Annotated in this window: 20 protein-coding genes and 1 pseudogene; 10 read left to right on the forward strand and 11 right to left on the reverse strand. The window is 55.3% G+C overall.

What is annotated here, in order from left to right:
- Both AUP42_RS21535 and AUP42_RS08145 read left to right on the forward strand, forming a co-directional pair.
- A pseudogene (locus AUP42_RS21535) lies at nucleotides 1-293 on the forward strand (aldehyde dehydrogenase (NADP(+))); the annotation flags it as partial.
- 59 nt (nucleotides 294-352) lie between these two features.
- Nucleotides 353-1,078 (forward strand): ribonuclease activity regulator RraA, encoded by a 726-nt coding sequence (locus AUP42_RS08145; RefSeq protein WP_062950745.1) that lies wholly within the window; start codon nucleotides 353-355, stop codon nucleotides 1,076-1,078.
- A gap of 84 nt (nucleotides 1,079-1,162) precedes the next feature.
- On the opposite strand, the gene AUP42_RS08150 is transcribed toward AUP42_RS08145, so the two are convergent.
- From AUP42_RS08150 to xylF, 5 genes are all read right to left on the reverse strand, one after another.
- A complete protein-coding gene (locus AUP42_RS08150; protein ID WP_062950748.1) occupies nucleotides 1,163-2,407 on the reverse strand; it encodes an ROK family transcriptional regulator in 1,245 nt (414 codons plus the stop codon).
- A gap of 105 nt (nucleotides 2,408-2,512) precedes the next feature.
- Complete coding sequence (locus AUP42_RS08155; RefSeq protein WP_062950750.1) at nucleotides 2,513-3,694, reverse strand: fumarylacetoacetate hydrolase family protein; 1,182 nt, start codon at nucleotides 3,692-3,694, stop codon at nucleotides 2,513-2,515.
- A complete protein-coding gene (locus AUP42_RS08160; protein WP_170954231.1) occupies nucleotides 3,691-4,509 on the reverse strand; it encodes an ATP-binding cassette domain-containing protein in 819 nt (272 codons plus the stop codon). The genes AUP42_RS08155 and AUP42_RS08160 overlap by 4 nt, the downstream gene beginning before the upstream one ends.
- Nucleotides 4,510-4,521: 12 nt before the next feature.
- Nucleotides 4,522-5,787, reverse strand: coding sequence for a sugar ABC transporter permease (locus AUP42_RS08165; protein WP_197468256.1), 1,266 nt, complete (start codon nucleotides 5,785-5,787; stop codon nucleotides 4,522-4,524).
- 84 nt (nucleotides 5,788-5,871) lie between these two features.
- Nucleotides 5,872-6,903 (reverse strand): D-xylose ABC transporter substrate-binding protein, encoded by a 1,032-nt coding sequence (gene xylF, locus AUP42_RS08170; RefSeq protein WP_062950754.1) that lies wholly within the window; start codon nucleotides 6,901-6,903, stop codon nucleotides 5,872-5,874.
- 244 nt (nucleotides 6,904-7,147) lie between these two features.
- Between xylF and AUP42_RS08175 the strand changes: the two genes are divergently transcribed.
- Entirely contained in the window at nucleotides 7,148-7,909 is a 762-nt protein-coding gene (locus AUP42_RS08175) for an SDR family NAD(P)-dependent oxidoreductase (RefSeq protein ID WP_062950756.1), read from the forward strand.
- 80 nt (nucleotides 7,910-7,989) lie between these two features.
- Entirely contained in the window at nucleotides 7,990-10,158 is a 2,169-nt protein-coding gene (locus AUP42_RS08180; RefSeq protein ID WP_062950760.1) for a dihydroxy-acid dehydratase, read from the forward strand.
- On the opposite strand, the gene AUP42_RS21365 is transcribed toward AUP42_RS08180, so the two are convergent.
- From AUP42_RS21365 to AUP42_RS08195, 4 genes are read right to left on the reverse strand one after another with little or no spacing between them, the layout of a single operon-like run.
- Nucleotides 10,139-10,306 (reverse strand): hypothetical protein, encoded by a 168-nt coding sequence (locus AUP42_RS21365; RefSeq protein WP_156484580.1) that lies wholly within the window; start codon nucleotides 10,304-10,306, stop codon nucleotides 10,139-10,141. The genes AUP42_RS08180 and AUP42_RS21365 overlap by 20 nt on opposite strands.
- 25 nt (nucleotides 10,307-10,331) lie before the next feature.
- Nucleotides 10,332-11,768 carry an efflux transporter outer membrane subunit gene (locus AUP42_RS08185; protein ID WP_062950762.1) on the reverse strand — a complete coding sequence of 479 codons (1,437 nt, stop codon included), beginning with the start codon at nucleotides 11,766-11,768 and terminating at the stop codon, nucleotides 10,332-10,334.
- A gap of 14 nt (nucleotides 11,769-11,782) precedes the next feature.
- Nucleotides 11,783-13,765 (reverse strand): MacB family efflux pump subunit, encoded by a 1,983-nt coding sequence (locus AUP42_RS08190; protein ID WP_062950763.1) that lies wholly within the window; start codon nucleotides 13,763-13,765, stop codon nucleotides 11,783-11,785.
- A gap of 2 nt (nucleotides 13,766-13,767) precedes the next feature.
- Entirely contained in the window at nucleotides 13,768-14,952 is a 1,185-nt protein-coding gene (locus tag AUP42_RS08195; RefSeq protein ID WP_062950896.1) for an efflux RND transporter periplasmic adaptor subunit, read from the reverse strand.
- 223 nt (nucleotides 14,953-15,175) lie between these two features.
- On the opposite strand from AUP42_RS08195, the gene AUP42_RS08200 reads away from it, so the two are divergent.
- The 4 genes from AUP42_RS08200 to AUP42_RS08215 all read left to right on the forward strand — a co-directional run bounded on the left by AUP42_RS08200 (nucleotide 15,176) and on the right by AUP42_RS08215 (nucleotide 19,058).
- A complete protein-coding gene (locus tag AUP42_RS08200; protein WP_231858200.1) occupies nucleotides 15,176-15,886 on the forward strand; it encodes a response regulator transcription factor in 711 nt (236 codons plus the stop codon).
- Nucleotides 15,883-17,256: a HAMP domain-containing sensor histidine kinase gene (locus tag AUP42_RS08205; RefSeq protein WP_062950765.1), complete on the forward strand. Its 1,374-nt coding sequence runs from the start codon at nucleotides 15,883-15,885 to the stop codon at nucleotides 17,254-17,256. Before AUP42_RS08200 ends, AUP42_RS08205 begins: the two co-directional genes overlap by 4 nt.
- A 107-nt stretch (nucleotides 17,257-17,363) precedes the next feature.
- Nucleotides 17,364-18,059: a dienelactone hydrolase family protein gene (locus AUP42_RS08210; protein WP_062950768.1), complete on the forward strand. Its 696-nt coding sequence runs from the start codon at nucleotides 17,364-17,366 to the stop codon at nucleotides 18,057-18,059.
- A 156-nt stretch (nucleotides 18,060-18,215) separates the two neighbouring features.
- Nucleotides 18,216-19,058 (forward strand): fumarylacetoacetate hydrolase family protein, encoded by an 843-nt coding sequence (locus tag AUP42_RS08215; RefSeq protein ID WP_062950769.1) that lies wholly within the window; start codon nucleotides 18,216-18,218, stop codon nucleotides 19,056-19,058.
- 60 nt (nucleotides 19,059-19,118) lie between these two features.
- Here AUP42_RS08215 and AUP42_RS08220 read toward each other — a convergent pair whose 3' ends face one another.
- Nucleotides 19,119-20,708 carry an FGGY-family carbohydrate kinase gene (locus AUP42_RS08220; protein WP_062950899.1) on the reverse strand — a complete coding sequence of 530 codons (1,590 nt, stop codon included), beginning with the start codon at nucleotides 20,706-20,708 and terminating at the stop codon, nucleotides 19,119-19,121.
- Between the two features lie 277 nt (nucleotides 20,709-20,985).
- Here AUP42_RS08220 and AUP42_RS08225 point away from each other — a divergent pair, with 277 nt between their 5' ends.
- A complete protein-coding gene (locus AUP42_RS08225; protein WP_231858201.1) occupies nucleotides 20,986-21,666 on the forward strand; it encodes an HAD family hydrolase in 681 nt (226 codons plus the stop codon).
- Between the two features lie 6 nt (nucleotides 21,667-21,672).
- On the opposite strand, the gene AUP42_RS08230 is transcribed toward AUP42_RS08225, so the two are convergent.
- Nucleotides 21,673-22,404: a FadR/GntR family transcriptional regulator gene (locus AUP42_RS08230; RefSeq protein WP_062950776.1), complete on the reverse strand. Its 732-nt coding sequence runs from the start codon at nucleotides 22,402-22,404 to the stop codon at nucleotides 21,673-21,675.
- 133 nt (nucleotides 22,405-22,537) lie between these two features.
- Here AUP42_RS08230 and AUP42_RS08235 point away from each other — a divergent pair, with 133 nt between their 5' ends.
- Nucleotides 22,538-23,521, forward strand: coding sequence for a hypothetical protein (locus tag AUP42_RS08235; RefSeq protein WP_062950778.1), 984 nt, complete (start codon nucleotides 22,538-22,540; stop codon nucleotides 23,519-23,521).
- Nucleotides 23,522-23,574: the final 53 nt, after the last annotated feature.

Below are 23,574 nucleotides of genomic sequence, written 5' to 3' on the forward strand. Positions count from 1 at the left end.
CGATTGCCAGGGCGCTTGAAGGTCAGCTGACCTGCACGATCCATATGGATGGCGGGGATGCGGCGGATGCGCGTTCGTTGCTGCCGATTTTGGAACGCAAGGCGGGGCGTATTCTGGCCAATGGTTTCCCGACCGGGGTCGAGGTTTCCGACACCATGGTGCATGGCGGACCATACCCGGCATCGACAAATTTCGGGGCGACATCGGTTGGTACCATGTCGATCCGTCGCTTCCTGCGTCCGGTTTGCTATCAGAACATCCCCACCGATGTCCTGCCGGCTGATCTGGCCTGATCGCATTTTATTGATTTGCCGGGGTGATCGCGCCCCGGCGCACCTACGGAGTTCATATAATGAGCGATTATGTCCTTGGCGACGCAACGCGCGAGAAGCTTAAGAACGTCAGCACGGCCTCGCTTTGCACTGCCCTTTTCAAACGTGGCCTGCGCAATCAGTTTATTCAGGATGTCGGCCCGGTTGCGCCAAAAGGTGAAAACATGGTCGGGCAGGCTTATACCCTGCGTTATATTCCGGCCCGCGAAGACCGCAACCCGATCGAGGTTTTCCGCGATCCAAACCATCCGCAGCGTATTGCGGTTGAACAATGCCCAACTGGTCACGTTCTGGTGATGGATAGCCGCAAGGACGCGCGCGCTGCGTCTGCCGGATCGATCCTCGTGACCCGCCTGATGAAGCGCGGCGTTGTTGGTATCGTTACCGATGGTGGTTTCCGTGATGCCGAAGGCATTGGCAAACTTGATATCCATGCCTATCACAACCGCCCGTCGGCACCGACTAACCTGACCCTGCACGAGGCTTATGACCTTAACGTCCCGATCGGGTGTGGCGATGCGCCGGTTTTCCCGGGGGATGTTCTGGTTGGGGATAAGGATGGCGTTGTTGTCATTCCGGCCCATCTTGCCGACGAGCTGGCTGAGGAATGCGCAGGCATGGAAAGCTTCGAGGACTTCGTTCTTGAAGAAGTCCTGGCAGGTAAGCCGATCATCGGCCTTTATCCGGCGACCAAGGACGAAACCAAAGCCAATTATGAGGCATGGCGCAAAAAAACGGGTCGCTGATCCCGTTATGCTTTGCTGAATACTGCGTAAAGCCGCCCTGTTTCGGGCGGCTTTTTGCATTTCGGGTCTAGCCAAGTGATCCGGTCAGTTTGCCGGTGGATTGGCGAACATGCTTTCGTCATGGCGCAAAAGGCTTTGGCCGATTGCACCCTGCAATGCCAGATCCTTGTCCCACGGCAAGTGGATGATCTTGGGCCCGTTACGCAGTTCCGGCACCTGTGCCTCGCGAAGGCCACGTTCGATTTCGGGTTCCATCAGATCATAGGCACGTGCGCCGGAACCGGTAATCAGGATGCGTTCCGGTCCCAGAAGGGCGATCAGATTGGCAATGCCATATCCCAGTACCTTTCCGGCGTGGCGGAACAGATCGGCAAGGTCGTCGTGGCCGTCACGCGCCCGTCTGACCAGATCCATCATCTGTTTTTCACTGGGATGCAGACTGTTGGGATCGGGCAGGTCAATAAGGCCGCTGGCATCACGCAAAATGGCGTAATCCCCGATATAGGCTTCAATACAACCGCGTCGCCCGCAATTGCAAAGCGGCCCGTCGGGCTGGTATTTCATATGGCCAAATTCGGCGGCCGCGCCAAAATGCCCGTTATAGACCGCCCCGTTCAGGACAAGCCCCATACCCACGCCATATCCCAGCATGATCACGGCAAAATCGCCATTGCCGCCAAGATCGTTATTCTGGGTAATTGCGGTCGCAATACAGTTGGCATCGTTTGACATCTGGACAATCCCGCCAAAGCGTTCGCGTAACGGTTTGGTAATCGCGATGTGACGATTGCGAAGGGCCGGTGACCAGATAATTTCGCCGCTGTTGCTGTCGGCGACACCCTGTATGGCGATGCCGATCCCGATGGGCGGGTTTGGCGCGATATCGCGGTTATCGGCAATGAACTGATCAATCAGATCGCAAAGTGTCGTCACCAGCGATGTTTCATCAAGATCGCGGGTATTGATGCTGTGCTGGATGCTGCGTTCAATCTCCCCCTTGAAATTGCCCAACGCGATTTCAACAAGATTGATGGTCAGTTTGACACCAATCACACTGGCTGCAGAGGGAACGAGATCAAGCAGAACCTTGGGGCGGCCGCGTGTAGCACTTTGGCCGCCATTGCCATTCGTGCCGTTTGGTGTGCCCTGGGTTTCCTTGACCAGCCCCTGTGCAATCAGATCGGCGGTCAGCGAGGTAACTGTTGCCGGGCTTAATCCGGTGGCATTACCAATATCGATCCGTGCGGCCGGGCCATGGATACGCAGAAAGCGCAGAATGGCAATCTGGGACGGTTGGCGCGGAGTATCGTGATCGGTTCGACGGCTCATGGGCGGGGCCTGTTATTCTGCAAGGCGGGACCGGAACCGGGAGAAAACCCGGTTCCGGATAAGGGCATGTTTTTTACCGCTTTGGCAAGCTGGTGATGCACCGGGTTAAAGCAATCCGCGCGCGGCCAGATTGGTCATCAACGCCGTGATGCCAAAGGTCCAGGGCGCAATTGCGTCTGACCGGTCGACCTGATTGCAAAGTGTGCCAAGGCAAGGGGTCGAAATGGTGACAAGGTCGCCCATTTCATGGGTAAAGCCCTTGCCTTTGCCGCCACGATCATCGGTGGGCGCAAACATCGTGCCCAGAAACAGCATGAAGCCATCCGGATATTGATGATGTTTGCCGCATGCCTGTGCGGCGAGGCTTTCGGGTGAGCGACTGATCTGGCTCATGGAGGAGCCAGCATCAAGGTGATAGCCATCCTGTCCGTCGACCGCCATTTTAAGATCGGCCTGCTTGACGGTTTCAAGCGTGAAATTACCATCAAAAATGCGGATGAACGGTCCGATGGCGCAGGAGCCGTTATTGTCCTTTGCCTTGCCCAGAAGCAATGCTGAGCGGCCTTCGATGTCGCGCAGGTTGACATCGTTGCCAAGGGTCGCACCGATGATTTTGCCCTTTGAGCTGACGGCGAGAACAACTTCGGGTTCCGGGTTGTTCCAGTTTGAAATCGGATGCAGGCCAACATGCGCGCCATGACCGACGGCGGACATTGGCGGGGATTTGGTAAAGATTTCCGCATCCGGGCCAATGCCGACTTCAAGATATTGCGACCATGCGCCTTTGCCGATCAGGACTTCCTTGATGTCCGCGGCCTTTTTCGATCCCGGTTCGATCTGTGACAGGTCATCGCCGATGATGCCGGTGATTTCGGTGCGGATCAGGTCGGCCTTGCTGGCGTCGCCGCGCGCCTGTTCTTCGATCACACGTTCCAGAAGGCTTGCGACAAAGGTGACACCGCTGGCCTTGATCGCCTGAAGGTCATTGGGGCTGAGCAGATGCAAGGTTTGCGATCCTGCACCGGGCCTGGATGCGGCAACAATGTCATCCAGGGTGCCGACCAGCGGGAAACCCGACGGGTTACGAAGCTGCGATACCAAGTCCTCGCGTTCGAGAAGCTGGCTGATCGTCGGGGCCAGTTTGCTGATATCGCGAAGGTTTCCCTGATCGACAACGGCCGGGGTCGGGCCGGAAACGCGTGGATCCCAGACGCGACCAACCAAGATGGCATTGCCATGATCGTCGGGCAGAATATCGCGGGCGGTATTCGGAAAGTCGATAGTCATTCGGGAGCCTCTTTGTTCGGGGCGTTGGTGGCACCCGGCCCGGCCAGATGCATAAGATGTTCGGGCATTTTACCCAGAATGATCATGCCCAGAACATCGTCATGGGTGACATCCTTGGTCGGGACGGTGCCGACCAGCTTGCCGTTCTTCATAACATGCAAACGATCAGACAAATCAAACACATCATGAAGATCGTGACTGATCAACAAAATACCGAGCCCGTCACGTTTAAGCTGGGCAATCAGTTCGCCGACCATGCGGGTTTCATGCACGCCAAGTGCCGCGCAGGGTTCATCCATGATCAGGACGCGGGCTTCGAACAAAAGCGCGCGCGCAATCGCGACCGATTGGCGTTGCCCGCCCGAAAGGGCCGAAACCGGTGATGTGAATTTATGGAAATTCGGATTCAGGCGATGCAGGACTTCGCGGGCCTTGTGTTCCATCGCCGCATCATCCAGAAAGCCTAGCCTGTCGACGATTTCACGACCCAGAAACAGGTTCTGTGCGGCGTCGAGATTGTCGGCAAGGGCCAGGTTCTGATAGATGGTTTCGATATTGTTGTCACGGGCATCGCGCGCATTTTCAATTTTGGCTTCACGACCATCGACGATGATCTGGCCTGTATCGGCCTTATATGCGCCCGAAAGCACCTTGATCAGGGTTGATTTGCCTGCACCATTATGGCCAAGCACGCCAACCACTTCGCCGGGATAAAGATCGATGGAAACCCCGTCGACCGCCTTGACCCCGCCAAAGCTGATATGAATGTCGCGCATTTCGACCAGCGGGTTTTGACCGGTTTTGATATCGTTCATATCCCTATGCTCCTAGCTGGTCGGGTCGCTATAGCGACGGTGGAAATATTTGTCGCTGAACACGGCAAGGACAAGCACAAGGCCGATGACGATGCTTTGCAGCGATGTATCAACGCCTAGAAGCGCCATACCGCTTTGCAGGCTTTGCATCACTAGGGCGCCAATCAGCGCACCGTAAATGGTGCCAACACCGCCCGCCAGCGACGTGCCGCCAATCACAACCGCAGCAATCACGCGCAATTCGTCAAGCGTGCCAAGATCGTTGCCCGCCGATTGCAGGCGTGCCGATGAAATCGCCGCACTGATCGCGCACAGGACACCCATCAGGGCAAAGACCGCAACCGTCATGCGTTTGACATTGATCCCGGCCAGTTCGGCTGCTTGTGGGTTGCCGCCCATGGCAAAGACATAGCGCCCGAACCGGGTGCGTTTGGCAACGATGGTCAGCACGATGGCGACCAGTGCCACAATCAGAAGCGGGATCGGAATGCCGTGCGAAATCAAAAGGTTTTCCGCCGTTACCGGAATGCCGCGATCCTCAAGAATACGTTCGGCGGCGCGTTCGGGCAGGTGATAGGCATTTAGCGTGATGATCGCCACCAGAACCAGCCCGGCCTTGATCAGTGTATTGGTATATTCCGCCCAGATCGGTTTGACCGGGAACTGGAAGGAAAGCCTGCGGCGGCGTTCCATGATCGCGGCATAGATGATCGCGACAATCGCAATCGCGGCCACGATCCAGCTCCATGTGGCGCCAATCGTGCCTTCGATCCCGCCGCCAAGCAGCATGAAATTATGATCGAGCGGGGCAACGGTACGCCCCTGTGTCACCCACCAAGCCGCCCCGCGCCAGACCAGGAGCCCGCCCAGGGTTACGATAAAGGCCGGAACGCCAAGATAACCAACGGCAAGCCCCTGAACGCCACCAATTGCAGCCCCGACGACCAAGCCGACAAGCAGGGTGATGATCCAGGTCACCGGATGATTGTATTCAAGAAATTGCGGCAGGAAGTCGGTTTGCACCACACCCATGATCATCGCCAGAACCCCCAGCACCGCACCGACCGAAAGATCGATATGGCGGGTGACGATAATCAGGACCATCCCGCAGGCCATCACGGCAACAGAGGCGGTCTGGACTGACAGGTTAAAGATGTTTCGCGGGGTGATGAAGCGGCCACCGGAGGCAACATCAAAGCCGATCCAGATAACCAGAAGCACAACGGCGAGCCCCACAAGGCGGCGGTCGACTTCCATCTTGGCAAGTAGTCTTGTCATGTAAAATGCTCGTCAGGCAGCGGGGCCGGTCGAAAGGGTGCGGCCGGCCCCGGGGTTTAACAAGGTCGGAGGGAGGAAACCTGCCTAGTTACAGGCAGCGACCTTGCCGCTTTCAACCCCTTTGCAGACGACGTCTTTCGATACCCAGCCTGCATCAATCACAAGATCAAGCTTGTTCTGGGTTATCGCCACCGGATCAAGGAAGTAGGATTTCATGGTGACGCCGTTCGGGCTGTTCCAGTCTTGGGTGCCTTCGACATCACCAAGTTTTGCACCTTTTGCCAGCTCAACCGCGATTTCGGCTGCGCGCTGTCCCAGAAGGCGGGCATCTTTCCAGACCGAAACCGTCTGAGTGCCAAGAGCAACACGGTTAAGTGCGGCGTGATCCCCATCCTGACCGGAAACCGGGATGCCCTGCATGCCCTGTGCCGAAAGGGCGGCAACAACACCGCCAGCAGTGCCATCGTTCGAGGCGACAACGGCATCAACCTTGTTATCGGCAGCCGTCAGGAACTGTTCCATGTTGCGCTGGGCGATGGCGGGCTGCCAGCTATCGGTATAGGCTTCGCCGACGACCTTGATGTCGCCGCTATCAATTGCGGCCTGAAGGATTTCAAGCTGGCCTTCATGCAGGATATTGGCGTTCGGGTCGGTCGGTGCGCCCTTGATAAAGACGTAATTGCCTTTCGGCTGTTCGCCAAACACGGCTTCGGCCTGCAGACGGCCGACTTCCTTGTTGTTGAACGTAATGTAATAGGCGTTCGGGTCTTCGATCAGGCGGTCATAACCAACCACCGGAATGCCTTCATTGATCGCCTGCGTAACCGCAGCGCCGATCGATGATGAATCCTGTGCGAGAACGATCAATGCGTCTGCACCACGTGAAATCAGGCTTTCGATATCGGAAAGCTGTTTGGACGGCGAGCTTTGAGCATCTGCGCTGATATATTCTGCGCCGGCTGCTTCCAGTGCCTTCACAATGGCGGCTTCGTCGGTTTTCCAGCGTTCTTCCTGGAAGTTCGACCAGCTGACGCCAACGATCAGATCGTCAGCAAAGGCATTGGCGGAAAACAGCACGGCACCGGCCAGTGCGACCGAGGAGAGGAGTTTTTTCATCTGTTTCTTCCCTGAATGATATGTGTCTTGCAGTGACATTTATTTTTGTTGTCGAAAAAATGTTGACGCCTTCGATCCGTCCTGTCAAATTTTTTTTAATGAACAAATTAAAAATCTCGCTTTTCAGGCTCAAACCCATCATTGAACCGCATGTTTAGTTGATTCTATGTGGATTTGAGTTGGTGCAGCGCAGCATTTAATTTGATATCGAAAAATAAAAGATGAAAACAAGTCAGGGAACGTCATGACAGCGAGTTATCACGACATAGACGGCAAATCGGTTCTTGTAACCGGTGGTGCGTCGGGCATTGGCGCTTCTATCGTCCGGGCCTTTTGTGCGCAGGGTGCGCGGGTCGGCTTTTTTGATATTGATGATGCGGCGGCGGCAAAACTGTGTGCCGAAATCGAACGCGATCTGGATGTTCGTCCGTACTACATGTCACTTGATCTGCGCGATCAGGCCCGAATTCCCAAGGCCATTACCGAAATGGCATCGAAAATCGGAGTGATTGATGTGCTGGTCAATAATGCCGCGCGTGATGATCGCCACAGCCCCGAAGAAACCGGGCCGGATGAATGGCGTGATAAGCTTGATGTCAATCTGTCACACCAGTTTTTCTGTTCGCGTGCCGTGGCAAAGGGCATGGCCGAGAAGGGCCGGGGCAGCATCATTAATTTCAGTTCGGTAAGTTATTTGATGGGGCTGCCCGATCTGGTCGGTTATGAAACGGCCAAAGCCGGTGTGGTTGGCATGACGCGCGCACTGGCGCGTGATTGGGGTGCGGATGGTATCCGGGTCAATACGGTCATTCCGGGCTGTATCATTACCCAGCGACAGCTTGACCTTTGGATCAGCCCGGAAGATGAAGAGCGCATTCAGTCCGAACAATGCATCAAGCGTCGACTTGTCGGGGATGATGTTGCACAGATGGTGCTTTTCCTCGCATCTGACGTGTCATCGGCATGTTCGTCACAAAGCTTTATCGTCGACGGCGGACTTGTCTGATAGTCTGCCCAAAACGAAGTAACGTTACGCCATAATCGCCAGTATTCCGCAGCCCCGATATCCCGCAGTCAGAGACGATCATGCCCCACCAATCCCGATCCATCCCCAATGCCATCACCATTGATGAAAAAGCCAATCCCTATCGCGACTGTATTCAGGGGTTGGCCAATCAGCCGATTACGGTTGTCCGTCTTTTGCGTGATGCGGTGAATGAAAACCCGGTTGTTGCCAGTGACCGGAAATTTGCGGTGCCCGAAATCCGTGATGTGGTCGGGCGGCTGGTGGAAAACCGGCCACGCATTGCGATTATCGGCGGCGCACCGGATCATCCTGCGCATTTGCTTGATCGGCCACAGGCCTTGATGGCGGCCATTCGTATCTGGGAAATGGGCGGGGTGCCGTTCCTGTTTCATGTACCGGTAATCTGCGATGGCACGGCGCAAAACAATATCGGCCAAAGTTATTCGCTTGCGTCACGCAACCATACGGCGGCCGCCGTGAACATTACCTTTGAAGGCCACAGTTATCATGCGGCCTATGTGATTGCCGGGTGCGACAAATCACCCGCCGCCGTTGTGGCCGGTTTGGCGGCGGCCGATCAGGCGCGGAAATATCGCGGTGATCAGGCCCCGGTTTGGGCGGTATTTGCCCCGTCCCACGTGCTGAAGGGTGGCGAAATTCCCGACGGCACCCGTCGATTGCTTGATAAAATTGCTGATGATGCGGATCATGCCGGGCATGATGACCTCGGCGGCGATATTCGTGAAAACATGCGCTATATCCTGCAATGCACATCGGATGAAGCCTTTGCCGGGTTGCTGGATCGTGCGCGGTTGCTAGGCATTATCGATGGCAAGATGGAACGCCGGGTTCTTGACGAGCTTGCCGGGGCGACCTGTGATTCCAAGGGGGGAATTTGCGCCTTTAACGGTACAGGTAATTCATCGCGGACGATGCTGGCAGCCTTTGGCCTGACGCCGCCGGAACTGGAGTTGCTGACCGATGTGCCGCCCTATGCGGCAGTGGCGGCCGGGATTGATGCGCTGTTTGGGGTGTTTAACAAGCCCGAATATGCGATCAGCAATCTGTTGAAACGCAACTTTGCCAATTTCGTCCGCATTCACAATGCCACGGGGTCAAGCAGCAACATGCTGCTGCATTTGCCATTCATGATGCGCTATGCCGGGTTTGATGTGACGATTGATGATTATCAGGATGTGCGTCTTAAAACGCCGGTGCCGGAAATCTTCGCCCATAGTCTGACCGAAAACCGCGATACCTTTGTTCTGGCGCAGCAAATGGCCGAAGGCAAAAACCGCGGCATGGAAAGCATCTATCGCATTCTGGCCGATCTTGGTGTGGCGATGGATCTTGATGCGCCGACGGTTCTTGGCAAGACGTGGGGGGAAAGGATTGCAAATCTTGAAAACCCCGTTGATCTGTCGCTGGGGGATAAATCGGTTATCCGGGCAACACCGGTGCGCAAGCGGTCCGGTGTTGACGTTCTGACCGGCAGTTTCTTTGATAATTGTGCGGTCAAGACATCTGGTATGAGCGACCATCTGATCGAACATTTCGACGATCACGTTTTCATCGTGCGTTATTACGAAAACGAGCATGTCTGCAATGCTGATTTTGCGTCGCCCGATCTGGTGACGCGTTTGATTGAAACTGATGGTGTGGACGAAGACCTGATTGCTGCCGTGGTCCGGCGCAATGGCGGCAACCGGGTTGATATGGATGCGCCCAAGGACATGCTGGCACAGGGGCATTTGTCCTTTGCCTTTGTCATTGGTGGGCAGGGGCCGGAAGCCTACGGCATGCCGGAAATGTTTTCACCGTCCCAGAACCTGCGCCATCATCGCATCCTTGAAGCATCCAGTATGCTGATTACCGATGGCCGTTATTCCGGCGTGACCAAGGGGGCCTGCATCGGCCATATGGTCCCGGAAGCATTTTCTGGTGGCGGCATCGGTCATTTGCGCGATGGCGATGTGCTGCGCCTTGATCTGACGAAAAATACGCTTGACTGGCTGGATCGTGACGCGTTCCTTGCCGGGACCGAAACCGCCGGAAGCCCGATTGATCTGGCGGATCGTGCACCGTTATTTGCCGAACGGCAAAAACGCATGATCGCCCGTCAATACGATATCGCGGCCAGCAACGTGATGGATCATGTATCGAACGCGGCACGCGGAATTGTGCCCGGTGTGGTGGACCGCCGTGCGGTCAATCCGTGGCGAAACTGATACTCGCCTGACGATCAAATCCAGTGTCATACTTGCGATCCTGTGCCGCCCGGCTTTCGCCAAGCAGGATCGCGGTTGCGCATAATCCTGCCCCGAAAAGGATCAGGACATGACCTATATGGTGCGAAAGATTTTCAAAACGCATCATCTGTTTCCCTGTTTGGTGGTTGGTATCAGGCGGCTGAAGTATCCGGTGCCGGGCTGGTTTGGGCATTGGCTGGGGTGGCGTCGCCGCCCAGTGCCTGATAGAGCGTGATCAGATTTGTAATGCGATCAAGCTGGTTGGCCAGAACGGATTCTTCGGCTGTGCGTCTGGTTTCCTGCGCGTCCAGCCAATCCTGCATGGCGACTGCCCCTGATCGGAAACGGGTTTCATAAATCCGTTCGGCATTTCGTGCGGCGTCAAGCGCGGCTTCAAGCCGGGCTGCACGACGATCATACTGTGTGCGGGCCGAAAGAGCGTTTTCAACGTCGCTCATGGCTTCGTAGGCTGTCTGACGGAATTCAGCGACAGCCTGTTCATATTCGGCCTCGGATACCTTGATGTTGAGCTGCCCCTCGTTCCAGTTCAGGAACGGCAGGGCAAGGCTTGCGCCCAGCGTGCCGATTGGATTTTGCAAGAGGTTGCGCAACTGATCGCTGCTGGTGCCCAGATCGCCTGTCAGGGTCAGGGTTGGCAGCAAGCTGGTTTTGACCGAATTCAAATCCGAAACGCTTTCCTTCAGGCGCAATTCCGCCGCCCGAACATCGGGCCGGCGCGACAGCAATTCGGATGGTAATCCAGCGGCCACATCGGGCAGGGCATCTGATGGCAATGTTGCGCGCGGGATTGCAATATCGCCCGGTGGGCGGTCAAACAGGATCGATAGGGCGTTTTTGGTTTCAGTCAGACTTTGTTCGATCTGGGTATAATCGGCCAACTGGCTTTCAAGGTTCTGGCGGGCTTCGAACAGTTCCAGCGATGATGTCGAACCGGACGCATACTGAACATCCACCAGATCAAGGGTTTGCTGAGCATAATCGATGCTGGCCTGTGCAATATCTAGTCGTTGCTGATAATAGACAGCCTGCCAATAAAGGGTGGCGGTGGTGCCGATCAGCGATAGTGCCGTGCTTTCACGATCTTCAAGGGTCGCCAGTGCTTCCCAGCGGGCGGCGTCGTAATCATGGCCAAGCTTGCCCCAAAGATCGAGTTCGTAACTGATTCCGGCATTGGTGCCAAAGCTTCGCGTGCTGCCGTTATCCTCGTCCAGATCGCGCGAAACCGACGCATCCGCACCACCGGAAAAATCTGGATACAGGTCATCTTCGGCGAGGCCCGCAGTCAGTTGTGCCTTGCGAACCTTGATGGTGGCGGCAGCGAGATCGTTATTGCGTTCAAGTGCTCGGGCGATAAGTGCGTCAAGCTGGTCATCGCCGAAATTTTGCCACCAGTCTTGCGTGGCGGCGATGTCGGATGCGCGGCTGTTGTCCGATGTGGTGGCAGATCCGTTCCAACTGTTTTCCGCCGCAATATCCGGACGGGAATATCGGGTTTCGGTCAGGCTGCTGCATCCTGCGAGTGCAATCATAGACAGGATGGTCCCGGTTTTTAAAATCCGTGTGATCATTTTTGTATTCTCCGTCAATCGCGCGACAGGGCGTCGACCGGATCAAGCCGGGCGGCATTGCGGGCAGGCAGAAAGCCGAATGAAATTCCGATCAATGTGGCGCAGGCAAAAGCCGCGACAATCGAGGTTGTCGAATAGACCATTGAAAACGAGCTTCCCATCGCATCGAACAGAACCCCGATGCCAAGGGCTGTCAGAACGCCAAGCGCCCCGCCAAGGATACAGACCAGAACCGCCTCGATCAGGAATTGTCGAAGAATGTCGCTTTGACGTGCGCCGACCGCCATCCGTACCCCGATTTCACCGGTGCGTTCGGTAACCGACACCAGCATGATATTCATCACGCCAATGCCACCAACAATCAGGGAAATCACAGCAATCGACGAAATCAGAAGCGTCATGGTGCTGGTGGTCTTTTCGATGGTTTCACGGATGGTGTCGGTATTGATCGTGAAAAAGTCTTTCACGCCGTGTCGCCGGGTCAGAAGGGTTTCGATGTTCTGTTGCGCCAATGCGGTTTGGACTGCGTCATCAATACGGACGGTGATGCTGCTTAGGTAATTCTGGCCGAGAATTCGGGTCAGTGCGGTGGTGTAGGGAACCCAGATGTTCAGGCTGTCATTATTGCCAAAGGTGCTGTCCTTTGGCGCGGTAACACCAATGATGCGTACCGGGACAGTGCCAAGGAAAATCACCTGCCCCAGCGGGTCTTCGCCATTGGGAAACAGCTTTTCGCGCGTATTGTCGTCAATGACCGCATCCTGGCTGCGTTTGTCGACGGCAAGGCTGTTAAACCAGATGCCATCGGCCATTTCATAGCCGCGCACCCGATAATAATCGGTGCCGACACCGGCAACAGTGGCATCCACTTCAATATTGCCATACCGCAGGGTGACGGTGCTTGAAACACGGGGGGTGACGCTGTCGACATAGTACTGGGTCGACAGCACATCGGCATCGGCCGCAGTCAATGTCCTGATCTGACTGGCATCGCGATCACCAAAATCCTTGCCGCGATTGACATCAATCGTATTGGTCGCGATTGAACTGATATCGGCAAGGATGCGATCCTGCGATCCTTGGCCAAGGGCTACGACCGACACCACCGATGCGATCCCGATAATGATGCCCAGCATCGTCAGAAAGGTCCGCAACCGGTGAGCATTCATTGCCACCAGCGCCATTTTGAATGCCTCGGTAAACCGGTCGATTTCGGCCCGAATGCGTGATGACCGATGGGTATGGTTTTCGACCTTTTTACGGGGACCGGATTGTATGAAGGCCTGCGTCTGGCGTTCATCACGGATGATTTCGCCGTCACGGATTTCAATGATGCGTTCGGCATGGGCGGCAACATCATGATCATGGGTGACCAGAATGACCGTATGGCCATCGCGATGCAGGTTGCGCAGCAGTTCAAGCGTCTGTGCACCGCTTTGGCTATCGAGTGCACCGGTTGGTTCATCGGCCAGAATGACGTCGCCGCCATTCATCAGGGCGCGCGCAATACTGACACGTTGCTGCTGCCCGCCGGAAAGCTGGCTGGGGCGGTGATGAATGCGGTCGCCAAGCCCGACACGGGTCAAGATATCCATTGCCCGGTCACGCCGTGTTTCGGCATCAAACCCGGCATAGATCGACGGGACTTCGACATTGCCAAGCGCGCTTAAATCCGACAGCAGATGATAGCGCTGAAAGATAAAGCCGAAATATTCGCGCCGAAGGGCGGCCAGTTCATCGGGTTCCAGATTGCCTGTCAGGCGGCCATTAACCCGGTATTCCCCACCAGTCGGTCGATCAAGACAGCCCAGAATATTCATCAGGGTCGATTTACCCGACCCGGAAGCGCCAATGATCGCAACCATCTCGCCGCGTTCAATCGTCAGATTGACGCCCTTTAGGACGGCAATGCGATCTTCGCCCGCCGGATAGTGACGCCACAGATCGCGGATTTCGATCAGCGGGGTTTTGTATGTATTGCTCCCTATCTGGTTCATGATCAGAACATCCCCCCCGGGCCACGACGTATGGATTGGCTGGTGGCGACCACACCGCTGGTCGCGCCGATAACAATGTCGTCATTTTCGGAAATGCCACTGATGATCTGCGCGTTGATATTGGTGTTCATGCCGACCGTGACCGGCTTTTCAATCGTGTCACCTTTGTCGTTAAGAACCTGAACGGTATATAGCCCGTCCTTGTCCGGACCACTCAGCGCGGCGGACGGAATGATCAACGCATTTTCAACTTCGTTTAGTGTTATGGTGACTTCGGCTGTCATCCAGACGCGCAGGCGGTGATCCGGATTGGCGATGTCAAACAGACCATTGTAATAAACGGCTTCGTCATCGGTATTGTCGTCGTCATCCTCGATTCCGGTCGGGGCGGGTTCGATGGCGCGAAGGGTGCTTTCATAGCGCGTGTCGGGATCGCCCAGAATGGTGAAGCTGACCGGTTGGCCTTCACGAACGCGGATGACGTCGGCCTCGGATATTTCGGCCTCGACCGTCATGGTGTCGAGCTGTGCGAGTTTTATGATGGTCGGCGTGGATTGGGCGGCGTTCACGGTCTGCCCTTCCTTGACTGGCAGGGCAACAACCGTACCATCCATGGGGGCCAGGATTTTGGTATATCCCAGATCAATCTCGGCGGTATCAACGGCGATTTTTGCCTGATCGATTTGCGCGTTGAGCGCTGCGATTTCAGCCTTGGTCACATTAAGGGTTGCCTCGGCACTTTCGAAATCTTCCTGTGGCGAGGCATCAAGCGCACGCATCTTTTTCTGCCGTGCATAATCAAGTTCCGCCTGTTTCAGTTCGGCCTGCTTGGCGGCAAGCTGTGCCTTGATATTGGCAAGGGCGGCCTCGGCATCGCGCAAATCATTCTGTTGTGTTGATGGATCGATTTCGGCAATCAGATCGCCTTCCTTGATTTCATCACCGAGATCGACATGCAGTGCCTTGATCTGCCCGGACACCTGCGCGCCGACACTGACCAGTTTAGAAGCCGTGATGGTGCCACTTGCCAGAACCGTATCGGCAACCTTGCCGATACGGGGTTTGGTGGTGACATAACCGGTTTTGGCTTCGGACGGGAACAGATAGGCCTGTGCCATCCATCCTGCTGCCAAGATGATGATCACGGCGATGACAAGGTTACGTGCGGTTCTGGATGATTTCTTCATCGGGCTTTCATGTCCTTGGATGAAACGCACCCGACGGCGAAAGGCAATTGAGCCATCGGGCATCCCAGACATAGCAACCCCTTTGTCAGAACGGGGTGAGGGGGATGAAAATGATCTGTAAGGAATGTGTAAAGTTCGCCATCCGTGCCTTTCGTCAGGCGTTTTAAGCGCTAGAATGTCATCATGAACAGGAGTTAACCCGCATTTGAAAGACCCGGAAACCGTGACCAGAATTCTGCTTGTTGATGATGATGTCGAACTCGGCACGATGCTGGGCGAGTATCTTGAAGGTGAGGGGTTCGAGATCGCCAACGCCTATAACGGTAAGGATGGCCTGCGTATGGCGCTGGATGGCGGGTTTTCCGTTGTGTTGCTTGATATCATGATGCCGGGCATAGGCGGAATTGAAGTACTGCGCGAATTGCGTACCAAAAGCCGGGTGCCGGTGATCATGCTGACCGCCAAGGGCGACGATGTCGACCGGGTTGTCGGGCTGGAACTGGGGGCGGATGATTACATACCCAAACCATACTATCCACGCGAGCTGGTGGCGCGCATTCGCGCGGTTCTGCGCCGGGCCGAACCGGTTGGCGAAAGCCGCCGGGATGCAGGCGGGCCGGACAATGGCGACGAAATCGTTCTTGGCAAATTGCGGCTTAATACCGCACGCCGGGTGGCGCAGTTTGATGGTCAAGACATGGAACTGACGGTATCGGAATTCAATCTTCTGGAAGTTCTGATGCGTGCCAGAGAACGGGCAATGTCAAAAAACGAGCTTTCGATGAAGGTGCTGGGCCGCCCGCGCGAGGTTTATGATCGTTCGATTGATGTCCATATGAGCAACCTTCGACAGAAGCTTCAATCTGTCAGTAACGATGTTGGCCTGATCGAAACTGTGCGCGGCTTTGGCTATCGTCTGAGGCAGGACATATGAGAGGACGGTTATTCTGGAAAATCCTGATCGGGTTTGCTTTGACCTTCATGGGGATATGGCAGGGCGTGTGGCTTCTTTTTACGTTATATGGTGATCCACCCAAACCCTATCATGTCGGATATCTGCAGGAAACGGCACGCGGTTATATCGATACTGCTGCAAGAATTATCGAGGCCGAAGGTATTGGTGCGCTTGAGAAGGCGATTGCACACTGGCCCGACAATGAACGTGTCCGACTAAGTATCGAGCCGGATGCAAACCGCACCGACAGCTCCGTGCGCGGTTCCGTACCTGAAACATTCCCCCCCGTCCGGTTCGAGGAGATCCGCGAAAACGGGTTTCTGTCACGTGATGCGGTTAGCCCGGTCGGGTTGCTTGTGCATTTGAAGTTTGATGTGACCGATATCGTTGCGTCTATCCCGGAGCGGGGGCGGTTCAATGTGCCGACCCCGTTGGTGATTGCGGGCGTGCTGGGAGGGTTTGTGTTTAGCGGCGTGCTTGCCTGGTATCTGACCCGACCGATCCGCCAGCTTCAGGAAGGGTTCGAGCGACTGTCGACCGGGGATCTGACATGGCGACTGGGCGAAAAGATCGGCCTTAGACGTGACGAGATTGCTGATCTGGCGCGTGATTTCGATGTGATGGCCGTGCGATTGCAACAATTGATCGAGGCACGCGACCGCCTATTGAACGACGTATCGCATGAACTGCGGTCCCCGCTGGCGCGGATGCAATTGGCTGTTGGGCTGGCGCGCCAGAAACCGGAACGGATCGAAGGATCACTTGACCGGATTGAAAAGGAAACCATTCGTCTGGATGAACTGGTTGGTGAACTTCTGACCCTGTCGCGTGCGGAAAGCGGCGCCAGCCAGAACCAGACATGGCTTGATATCGACCATCTGCTGGGCCGTGTTGTTAGTGATGCCCGGTTTGAGGCCGAGGCGACCGGGATCAAGGTCCAGACAAACCTTGCGATTAAACGCAACTGGCACGGTGAAGTACCGGTGGTGGTCGGCAACGCCGAACTTCTGCGGCGGGCCTTTGAGAATATAGTGCGTAATGCCCTTCGTCATTCACGCGAAGGTCAACTTGTCCGGATTTCTGCCGAAGCAGATGCCAGTCGCAATGTTTTCTGCATCACCATATCCGATCAGGGGCCAGGCATTCCTGCTGAACAGCTTGAAAATATGTTTGAACCATTCATTCGCGGGGAACCGGGAATAAACGGCGCCGGTTTCGGACTGGGTTTGTCAATTGCACGGCGTGCGATCAAGGCGCATGGCGGGGAAATTTCCATTCGCAACCGGGATGGCGGTGGGCTGGATGTTTTAATTACTCTGCCATTTACCTTGCGCGTTGATGACGAATAAACAGATTGCTTCCATTTAACCCCTTGCGAAACCGGTACAATCCAATACCTCAACAGGGAAACAACCGGCGTCGCCGGAAAAATCGGATATCGACAAGGAGGACCATCATGACCAGCAAGCTGACCGTAACGACGCCAGACGGAAATTTCGATGCCTATGTCGCCATGCCTGCCAAGTTACCGGCACCGGTGGTGGTGGTTATTCAGGAAATTTTTGGCGTTAACGCCGTGATGCGGGGCATTGCCGATGATTATGCCAAGCAGGGATATATTGCGGTTTGTCCCGATCTGTTCTGGCGGATCGAGCCAGGGATCGAAATCACCGACAAGACCGAAGAAGAATGGACACAGGCATTTGGCTATTATCAGGCATTTAATGTCGATAAGGGCGTCGAAGATATCGCCGCAACCCTTCAGGCAGCGCGCAAGCTTGATGGCGCAAATGGCAAAGCCGGGGTTGTCGGTTTCTGCCTTGGCGGGCTTTTGACCTTCCTGTCGGCGACGCGCACCGATGGCGATGCATTTGCGGTCTATTACGGCGGTGGGATGAACAATTATGTCGGCGAGGCCGGAAAGATCAAACAGCCGGTGATCATTCACCTTGCCGGGAATGATGAGTATATCCCAGCCGATGCGCAGGCGGTTATCAAGGACGCGCTTGATGATCATCCGTTGACAGAGCTGCATTTCTATCCAGGTCGTGATCACGCCTTTGCGCGTAAGGGAGGGGCGCATTACGACGAGAAGGATGCTGAAACCGCCAATTCAAGAACGACCGAGTTTTTCAGCGCCAACCTTGCCTGACCTTATAAAAGATACCAGAAAGGGCCGCATAAAAGATACCAGAAAGGGCCGCAAATATGCGGCCCTTTTGTTTTGGGGGTTGCGGATCGTTGCTGGACCGCATGTCAAATTATTTGTATGAGGAATGCAAATAGACCGATCATGGGAGGAAACAAAATGAAACTACTGCGTTTCGGCGCTGTTGGTGCGGAAAAACCCGGATTACTGGATCAGGGCGGTGTAATCCGAGATTTGTCGGCGGTGATCGAGGACTTCAATCCAGACACCATTTCCGATGCCACCTTTGCCAAAATTGCCACCCTTGATTCGGCAGGCCTTCCGGTCGTCTCAGGCAACCCGCGGATCGGTGCCTGTGTTGCCAAACCGGGCAAGTTTATCTGCATTGGTCTGAACTATTCCGATCACGCGGCCGAAGCAGGCATGCAGGTGCCGCCTGAGCCGATCATCTTTTTCAAGGCAACGTCGGCGGTTTGCGGCCCGAATGACGATGTGGAAATTCCACGCGGTTCGCAAAAATCCGACTGGGAAGTCGAACTGGGCATCGTGATCGGCAAGGAAGCCAAATATGTGACCGAGGCAGAGGCGCTTGATCATGTGGCAGGTTACTGTGTGGTCAATGATGTGTCCGAACGCGCGTTTCAGCTTGAACATGCCGGGCAGTGGGTGAAAGGCAAAAGCCACGACACGTTTGGTCCGATCGGCCCGTGGCTGGTGACACGTGACGAGATTGCCGATCCGCAGAACCTGCGCCTGTGGCTGGAACTGAACGGCGAACGCGTCCAGAATGGCAGTACGGCAACCATGGTTTACGGCGTTGCCCATCTGATCAGCTATCTGTCGAAATTCATGACCCTGCAGCCGGGCGACATCATCACAACGGGGACTCCGCCCGGTGTTGGCATGGGTATGACACCGCAACGTTTCCTGAAACCCGGCGATGTCATGGAGCTTGGCGTCGAAGGGCTTGGAAGCCAGCGTCAGAAAACAGTTCAGGTCTGATGAGGCTTGTAAGCAAAATGAAAAGCCCCGCAGCGTATGTTGCGGGGCTTTTTTGATGGATCAGCCTGCGGCCATGGCATCAAGTTCCTGTCGGTGGGCATGAAGCTTGTGGAAAATGGCATAGCGCCTGTCGTGGGCGTCCTTAGCGGTTTGGTCCGGCGCGTGGATGGTTTCCTTGCCAGCCATACGGCGCGACGCAAGTGCAAGACCGCCTTCGGGATTAAGGGCCGCCGCACCCAGCATCGCGGATCCCAGCAGGACCGGTTCGGCACAGTCGGACATCACGACATTGCAGCCGGTGACGTCGGCATAAAGTTTGACCAGAACCGGGCTTGCAGTGTGTCCGCCGCTTAGATGGATATGTTTGATCTCATAGCCCGTTGCATTCAGCGCATCAATGATATGGCGTGTGCCATAGGCAATGGCGCAGGCGGTTGCCCAGTAAAGGTCAAGGAAGCTTTCCTCGCTTTGATCAAGGTTGAGGCCGGAAATCACGCCAAGCGCTTCTGAATCGGCGAGTGGTGACCGGTTGCCATGAAAATCGGGCAGAACATGTAGGCGCGGCGCAAGATCGGGTGTTTCCATCATCCGGTGCAAAAGTTTTTCGCTGGCAAGCTTGTGAGCATCGCGACCCATAGCATGCGAAAAAGGATGCATGGCAACAATATGATCAAGCAATGCACCGGTTGCTGATTGGCCGCCCTCGTTAAGCCAAAGACCCGGCGCAATCGCCCCGAAATAGGGGCCCCATACGCCCTTGATGAAGCGCGGTTCGGACGACAGCGCCATATGGCACGTCGAGGTCCCGGCAATCATGGCGAACCGTTCATCCAGATTGCCATCCAGATATTCGCCAAGTGTGCCAAGGGCCCCGGCATGGGCATCAATCAAGCCTGCACCCACGACGCAATCGGAGGTCAAACCAAGTTCGGTCGCACTCTGTTCGGAGAGATTGCCGATCAGATCGCCAACACCCAATGCCTTGCGGTCAATTCCGGCTTTGCCCGGGAAATCATCGAGACCGATTTGATCAAGAAATGCGCGATCCCATGGATCATCCTGATGGGCCAGATAGGTCCATTTGCAGGTTATCGTGCAGCAGGACCGCTTGTTGCTGCCGGTTGCGCGGAAAGACAGGAAATCAGCAAGGTCGTAAGCTGCACCCATTTTGTCCCAGTTCTGACGGTGGTGGCGCTTTAACCACATCAGTTTGGGCAATTCCATTTCGGGGGACATGGTACCGCCGATATATTCTAGCACCTTGGCGCCGGTTTTGGTGCATTCTTCGGCTTCGCGGATGGCACGGTGATCCATCCAGACAATAACATCCCAGTTATCGCCGCCGCCGGGGGTGACACCAAGCGGACGGTTATTGGCATCGCGGATCACGAGCGAACAGGTGGCGTCAAACCCGATGGCTGCGACCTGATTGGCTGCAATGTTTGATTTTGCCAGCGCATCACGGACCGATTGGCAAACAGATTGCCAGATATTTTCCGAGTCCTGTTCGACGAAGTCGGGTTTTGGCTTGTTCATGGCAATCGCATGGGCGGCACTGCCGAGCAGTTTTCCATCCTGGCTAAACACGCCAGCACGTGCGCTTCCGGTGCCAACATCCACACCGATAATGACTTTGTCTGTAAGGCTCATATGGTATTCCTCCCGCGGGGCCGGTTGGCGGGAGCCCTGTATTTCATAGGCAAACCCGATCCCGGTTTTATGCATTCTTCGCGCGTGTTGGTCACCGCGATAAATTCGTGCCGTACGTAATTGAGCAAAAGTGCATCGATTGGTCAAATGTTCATTTTGATTGACGATGACATTCGCGATTGTATAGGCTTTTGTGATCAAACCCAACGAAGCCAGGTTCAACATGGCCCCCGGAAATGTCCAAGATAACGCCCGTAACCCGGCGTCGGCTCCGATCATGACCGGCAAGGACGTCGTTCTTTTCGATTGTGACGGCGTTTTGGTCGACAGTGAACCTATTTCGCTGGCGACGCTTGTCGATGTGCTTGATCATTATGGTGCACCGCTTGATCTTGCCGAAGTTGCCGCCCGTTTTACCGGGCGATCAAGTGCGGCACCGATTGAACATATCCGGATCGAAACCGGACGGGATATCACCGCAGAATTCAAACCGTTCTTTTATGAACGGCTGTTTGCCCGCTATGACGTTGAATTGCAGAAAACAGACGACATCGAGGATGTCTTGACTGCATTGAGCAGCCGCAATATCGCGTTTTGCATTTCATCAAGCAGTTCGGTGCAGCGCCTTGAGCGCACGATGGCGGTTACCGGCCTTGGTCACTGGTTTGGTACCGACATCTATAGTGCGGATTTCGTCAAGAACGGCAAACCAGCACCTGATCTGTTTTTATATGCCGCCGATAAAATGGGCTTTCGCCCGGAACAGGCGGTGGTGATTGAGGATTCCGTCGCCGGGGTCAAGGCCGCGGTGGCCGCAGGCATGACCTGTATTGGTTATGTCGGTGGCGGGCACTATGTGGAAGATCGCAAAATTGCCGCAGCCCGGCTTTACGAAGCCGGGGCTGACGTGGTTTTTGACGGCATGCGTGATATCGCAGCCCTGATTAGTCAGGGCTGATTTTATCTAGCGTTGACGCAGCAGGCTTTGATAACGGGCCTGACTTTGGCTGAGATGTTCGCGCATTGCCGTGCGGGCGGTTTCGGCATCGCGTGCGGCAATTGCATCAAAGATGCGATGATGTTCGGCCAGAATTTTCTGCATGTAGTTTTTCTGGTCTTCGACCTCTGGCGGGCGGCGGCGCAATTGCGCGCGCGGGATGGTTTTATCGCCCAGATGTTCAAGGAACTCGACATAGCGCCGATTGTTTGTCGCATCGGCAATGGCGCGATGGAATTCAAAATCGGCTTTTTCTGTCGGATTACCGCGTTCGAACTGGTCGGTCATTTCCTGCAGGGCTTCGTAGATTTTCGCCTGCTGTGCCGCCGAACTTCGCGCACAGGCAAGACCTGCGGCCTCGATCTCGACCGCCATGCGCAGTTCAAGAATTTCCAGAACATCGGAAATCTGCGCGGAATCGACAGCAAAGATTGCGCTACCCAGTTTGCGTGGGCTGGGGGCGAGCACAAACACACCGGCTCCTTGGCGCGGTTCAAGCAAACCGTCGGCCTTCAGGGCTGCTATAGCCTCGCGCACGACCGTGCGGCTGACGCCGAATTGTTCGGTCAGCACGGGCTCGGTCGGCAGTTTACTGCCGGGGGTGCGCATGCCGCTTTCAATTTCGTGTCGCAGGCTTGCGATGACCTTTTCGGTCAGGGAAACTTTGCGTGGTGCATTTCGCGCGGCGTTGTTGCTCATTTTCTTGCTCTGCAAATCCGCTATGATCGGAACCAGATGTTAATAATGACAAACTTAACATCCTGAAATAGTCCTACGATGTTGGTGACGGAAAGTCATCATATGATTTTGATATAGTGACGAGGCGACGATAATGGCCAAAACGGCCGAAGCTGAATATCGCTGGAACTGCGGCCCTTTCAAGGTCGGAATTGTGCCCCGTGGTGGCGCCATTTCAAGGATCGACTGGGTACGTCCCGACGGCAACGGGGTGATTAACCTTTTGCGCCCGATTGACGACTATGCCCTGACATCGGGTAATCCGTCGCATCTGGGATGTTTTCCGATGGTGCCGTTTGCCAACCGGCTGGGTTACGCCCAGTTCGAATTTGACGGCAAAACCATCAATGTTCCGGCCAATCGGGCACCGGATCCGCATGCAATTCATGGATTTGGAATTTCCAGTGTCTGGGATATAGAACGCCCGACAGTTGATACCATCCGCTTCAATCACAAACATGACGATCCGCAGACGGGGTTCTGCTATGTCGCCTGGCAACAGATCAAAGTTGCAAACGATACCATTTCCATCGAAATCGGCGTGCGTCATCTGGGAAAGGGACCGATGCCTTATGGGATCGGCTTGCATCCATGGTTCCCCGGCGGCGAAAGCGCATGGGTGCAGTTTGTTGCGACCGACTGTTTTAGCACGGATGAGGGAAAATTGCCGACCACGCGCACGGTGATTGATCTTGGGCGTGACTTTGCCGATGGCAAGATGATCCGCCATCACAAGGGGCTGGATGTTCATTATATCGGCTGGAACAAACAGGCGGAAATGGTCTGGGCAGACCGGCAGTTAAGCCTGCTTCTGGAAGCCAGTGACACTTTGTCGAATCTGCAATTCTATATCCCGGAAAACGGCCAGACATTCTGTGTCGAGCCGGTGTCGCATGTACCAAACGTCCATAACCGTCCGGAATTCAAGGAATTCGGCGATGTCAGGGTGCTTGGCTATAACGATACGCTTTCTGGCGACATGACCCTGACACCAGGCCTTTTGACCGGATCGGATAATGGCCTTGTCGATGGTCACGAGGAACCGGTCGGCAGGCGGGATTATTCACTGGTTGACTGATTGCTTCCCCTTTACCCCTTCAGGATTTGCCGATAAAACTTACAAGTAAGAAT

The organism is Thalassospira lucentensis, assembly GCF_001613805.1.
Taxonomy (GTDB): Bacteria; Pseudomonadota; Alphaproteobacteria; order Rhodospirillales; family Thalassospiraceae; genus Thalassospira; species Thalassospira lucentensis_A.